This window comes from Streptococcus sp. HMSC065E03 (genome assembly GCF_001815045.1).
GTDB classification, from domain to species: Bacteria; Bacillota; Bacilli; order Lactobacillales; family Streptococcaceae; genus Streptococcus; species Streptococcus parasanguinis_AD.
On sequence record NZ_KV818845.1, the window covers coordinates 1 to 4,797 of the forward strand.

The 4,797-nt window shown below is 43.3% G+C and carries 2 protein-coding genes; both read right to left on the reverse strand.

The annotated features are described in order from the left end of the window. A partial coding sequence (locus HMPREF3002_RS02270) for an accessory Sec-dependent serine-rich glycoprotein adhesin (RefSeq protein WP_141754474.1) occupies positions 1 to 4,090 on the reverse strand: 4,090 nt, incomplete at its 3' end. A 197-nt stretch (positions 4,091 to 4,287) separates the two neighbouring features. Further along, a partial coding sequence (locus tag HMPREF3002_RS11155) for an LPXTG cell wall anchor domain-containing protein (RefSeq protein WP_176745556.1) occupies positions 4,288 to 4,797 on the reverse strand: 510 nt, incomplete at its 5' end.

A 4,797-nucleotide genomic window follows, 5' to 3' on the forward strand; every position in this document is an offset into this window, starting at 1 on the left:
CCTGAACCAAGGACTCAGATTGACTTGCTGAAACGGATTCTTGTACTAACGACTCTGACTGACTCGCGGAAACTGATTTTTGTACCAACGACTCGGATTGGCTCGCAGAAACTGACTCTTGAACCAACGAGTCTAACTGACTTGCAGAAACTGATTCTTGAACCAGTGACTCTGACTGACTGGCAGAAACTGATGCTTGAATCAACGACTCAGACTGGCTGGCTGAAACGGATTCTGACAGCTTTTTGCTCATCGAAATAGATTGTGACAAGGAAATCAGTTGAGAAACCACTTCCTCCGATCCAACCGCCGATGTTGACTGCGATTGAGACACAGAAATTGATCTAGATGCTAAATTAGATAAGGATACCGACTGACTCAACGAAACAGATTTCGAGGCTTTTTCAGACTCACTCTTAGATGCTGATGCTGCTTTTGATTGTGAGTCGGATTGACTCGCTGATACAGATTCTTTAATCAATGACTCTGATTGACTCGCTGAAATCGACTCTTGAACCAGCGACTCCGATTGGCTTGAAGAAACTGATTCTTGAACCAAGGAATCAGACTGGCTGGCAGAAACGGATTCCTGAAGCAACGACTCTGACTGACTGGCAGAAACTGAGGCTTGAACCAACGAGTCGGATTGACTTGCCGATACAGATGCCTGAACCAACGACTCAGACTGGCTGGCTGAAACCGAGACTTGAACCAAGGAATCTGATTGACTGGCAGATACAGATGCCTGAAGCAACGAGTCAGACTGACTGACGGAAACCGATTCCTGAACCAGTGACTCTGACTGACTTGCAGAAACCGACGCTTGAACTAATGACTCTGACCGGCTAGCTGAAACGGAGGCTTGTACCAATGAATCTGACTGGCTGGCAGATACGGAGGCTTGAACCAGTGACTCGGACTGACTGGCTGATACGGATTCCTGAAGCAACGACTCTGACTGACTGGCAGAAACGGATTCTTTAACCAGTGACTCTGACTGACTAGCTGAGACGGACGCTTGAACCAACGAGTCTGACTGACTAGCTGAAACGGATTCTTGAATCAACGAGTCTGATTGACTGGCAGAAACGGATTCTTGTACTAACGATTCGGATCGGCTAGCTGAAACAGATGCCTGAACCAAGGATTCTGATTGGCTAGATGATACAGATGACTGAATCAAGGAATCGGACTGACTCGCTGATACAGATTCCTGAATCAATGAATCTGATTGGCTGGCGGAAACTGAATCTTGGACCAGCGACTCTGACTGACTGGCGGAAACTGATGCTTGAATCAAGGACTCTGACTGGCTTGCTGAAACCGACGATTGAACCAACGAGTCTGATTGACTAGCAGAAACTGAGGCTTGAACCAAGGAGTCTGACTGACTGGCGGATACAGATTCTTTAACAAGCGAATCGGACTGACTGGCAGAAACTGATGCTTGAATCAACGACTCAGACTGACTGGCTGAAACGGAGGCTTGTACCAACGAATCGGACTGACTCGCTGAAACGGAGGCTTGTACTAACGAATCGGACTGGCTAGCAGAGACCGAGGCTTGAACCAAGGATTCCGACTGACTTGCTGAAATCGATTCTTGGATCAACGAGTTGGATTCGCTTGTCGATACAGATTGTGACAAGGAAATCGAGGTTGAAACCTGTGAATCTGATTGACTGGCGGAGCTAGATGCTTGTGACAAGGAAACGGACTCACTGACCGAAACAGATTGAGAAGATGAAATGGATTCTGAAACTAGTGACTCTGAAGTTAAAATCGAGAAGTTTTGAGATTGTGAAGTAGATTCTGACGGTGTCATCTTCCGATAGTAATAATTCACACTCGTTAAGGGGTATGAATCTACTATTTTTTTGATCGTTTGTTTGAAGTTGGAAAAACCATCTGCTCCTTGAGGTGTTGCATCTTCTCCAACGACCATGGTCGTATTTTTATCGAGGTAGGCCGATTTTGGAAGTTCCGTGAATGGTTTTGGAACAGTATATTCTATTCCTGTTTTCTCATCAGTGTATGTAACTGTCTCCTTACTAGAGAACCAACCTGTAATATCCAACTCAAAATGTTGGTAATCTATTCGTTTTGGTGTGACATTTAGGAAGTAGTCCTTGTTTTTACTTTCAACTTTACGAGTTCCACCTAAATCTGAAAGGTTATCCGTATTATCTTGTTTAAATTCTTTTTCATAAACAAGTGTATATACATCGGTTACCTTAGCATTTCCTACATCACCACTACTAACATCATGTATTTTAGAAGGATCTAAAACATAGTAGCGAAGAGAATAATCACCATTTTGATTAAGGGTGACAACTTCACTTTTAATGAAATGCTCACGCGCATCCCCTAATAGTTCAATTCTTGATTTCCCATTCTTACTATTATCGAACACCCCACTTTTACGATTCGGGAACACGGTGTGCGCTGGGACCTGTACATAACCAGGAAATTCGCGTGGATTGGAAGCTGTATAATGCTGGCCTTCCAATCCGTAGATTCTATACTCTAGTAAGGATCTTTCTTTCCCCGTTGGTTCATATTGCCCATTAAACCATCTACCATTCGGGTCCACTTCTCTATAGAAGGTCGATTGTTGTCCCATCATAGATGGAATTTTGATACTAGGATACGTCCTAATCAATTGCCCTTGATTCTCAGGCGTCATGACATCATAAATACTCCGGAATAAGAAAGCCTGTTCCGGAATAAAATTCGTCAGCATTCCAAAGGTCCCATTACCTGTAGAAGGTTCCGAATTAAAAACCTTGTTCCCAAGGGGAGCCTGACCAATTAGTACTTCTTTTGGTAATTGAATATCTTGGCCATATCCTTCTGGAGATACAGTTTGTGAAAAAATTTCAGCCCCATCTGATTTTCGGACAATGCGGAAATAAACATCCATTGCCTTATGCTTTTCCGGATCTATCTCACTGATATCAATCGACATAGTCGCATAGTAACCAAGTGACTCTCCTTGTTTATTCACAAAGTCCCAAATACCAAATGTATAACGATTGGTGTAGGGTTCACCTAAAAAATTTTTCAACTCTTCAGGCGAAAATCTTAAGAGATCTTTATCTAGATGAGGATCCTTAGCATATCCTGGTGTGTCAAGTGTAGGATCTTCTACACTCGCACCATTGGGATCTTCTGGGTTCGGGGTCATATCCAATACATCATCAGCCAAGTATGTTTCCTCAGCTAGAGGAGCCAACTGAGCAGAGATCGCAGGTTTCCCATCTATATTCGTATTTCCCACAAAACCTGCAGCTGTCAAGGTCGTCATCATCTCATCGACAGCTTTCTCCAAACGATCGCGCTGGTCAGCATAAGCTTGCGCACTGGCATTGGTGTGGATCAAGTTATTGCTTGCAGCCACTTCAGCCTGCACTTTGTTAATGACCGCTTCGACCACTGCTCGGCGATCGGTGTCCGTCATTTTAGATGCGTAATTCCCTGCAATTTCTTGAAGCAATTCAGCTTCAGAGGTATTTTGTTCTAAAACAGTGGCTTCTTCTAAACTAGTTGGCTCTTCAATACCTGCTTCTGACTCTAGAGCTTGGGTAGACTCGCTAAGTGCCGTTGATAATGCAGTTGATACAACTTCGCTCAAGGATAAAGAAGCGGATTCACTGATCGAAGCAGATGCACTCACAGATGTAGAAAGGCTGGTTGATCCTGAAACAGAGCTGGATTCTGAAGGTTGGCTTGAAGTTTTCGCTAAGACAACACTATCCACTTCTGCCAAGGTTTCCTCTTTTGTCTCAGAAACCGTTGGTGCAAGTGATGTTGCATCCTCCGCCTTAGCAGTCGTAGCAATCACAGCACCCCCAAAAACAGTCCCTACCGTAATCAAACCTTTTAAGAAGGCTTGGTTATGCTTATGACTTTCTATTTGATCTTGCTGCACGTTGGCAATGATGGTCTCCTCCACTTGCCCACGCACCACGCGAAAGAGGCCTAGAGCAGCTGTTGATGCTCGAAGCCAATTTTTTCCTGATTTAATTAATTTGAAGCGTACGACACGATCTGTTTCACGAAAGTTTCCTTTTGAACGCTTAAATTGCATGATATTCCCCTTACATTGTAGTCATTATTCATTATACAGCAATACTACGTAGATTCAAGTAATTTGCTACAAAAAACTTATATATTATCGTTTAATTTTCAAATTTTTTTGTAACACATTAAAAACACCTCATTCTACTAGAAAAAAAGTGAATCTCCTATGAGATTCACTCGAAAAAAATGATATTTCCTACTAGATCAGTTCCCCTTCTTTTTACGTCGGGTAAGTCCAGCAATTCCAGCTAACCCTGTAACTACTCCGAGAAGAGCTGATGTTACAGATCCTGTTTCGCCAGTATTTGGAAGCACCACAGACTGGCTGTGTTTTTGTGATCCACTTGCTGATTCGGATGCAGACAATGACTCTGAATGAGAAATTGATTGGCTCATTGAGTTAGAGTATGAACCGCTACCAGATGTTGATCCTGATTGTGATTGACTCACTGAAACTGAAGTACTTACTGATGTTGAAGTTGATTCAGGGGCAGAGGTACTCAATGATGCTGACTCAGATGCAGATACTGATGTCGAAACTGAAACCGAAGTAGAGACTGACTGGCTTTCTGATACTGAACTGCTCAACGATGCTGACAATGACTCAGAGGCTGATGCTAATTCAGAAGTAGAGACAGATTCAGAGGCTGAAACCGACTCAGACGCTGAAGTTGATTCTAATGTTGAAACCGACTCAGAGGCTGACAATGATTC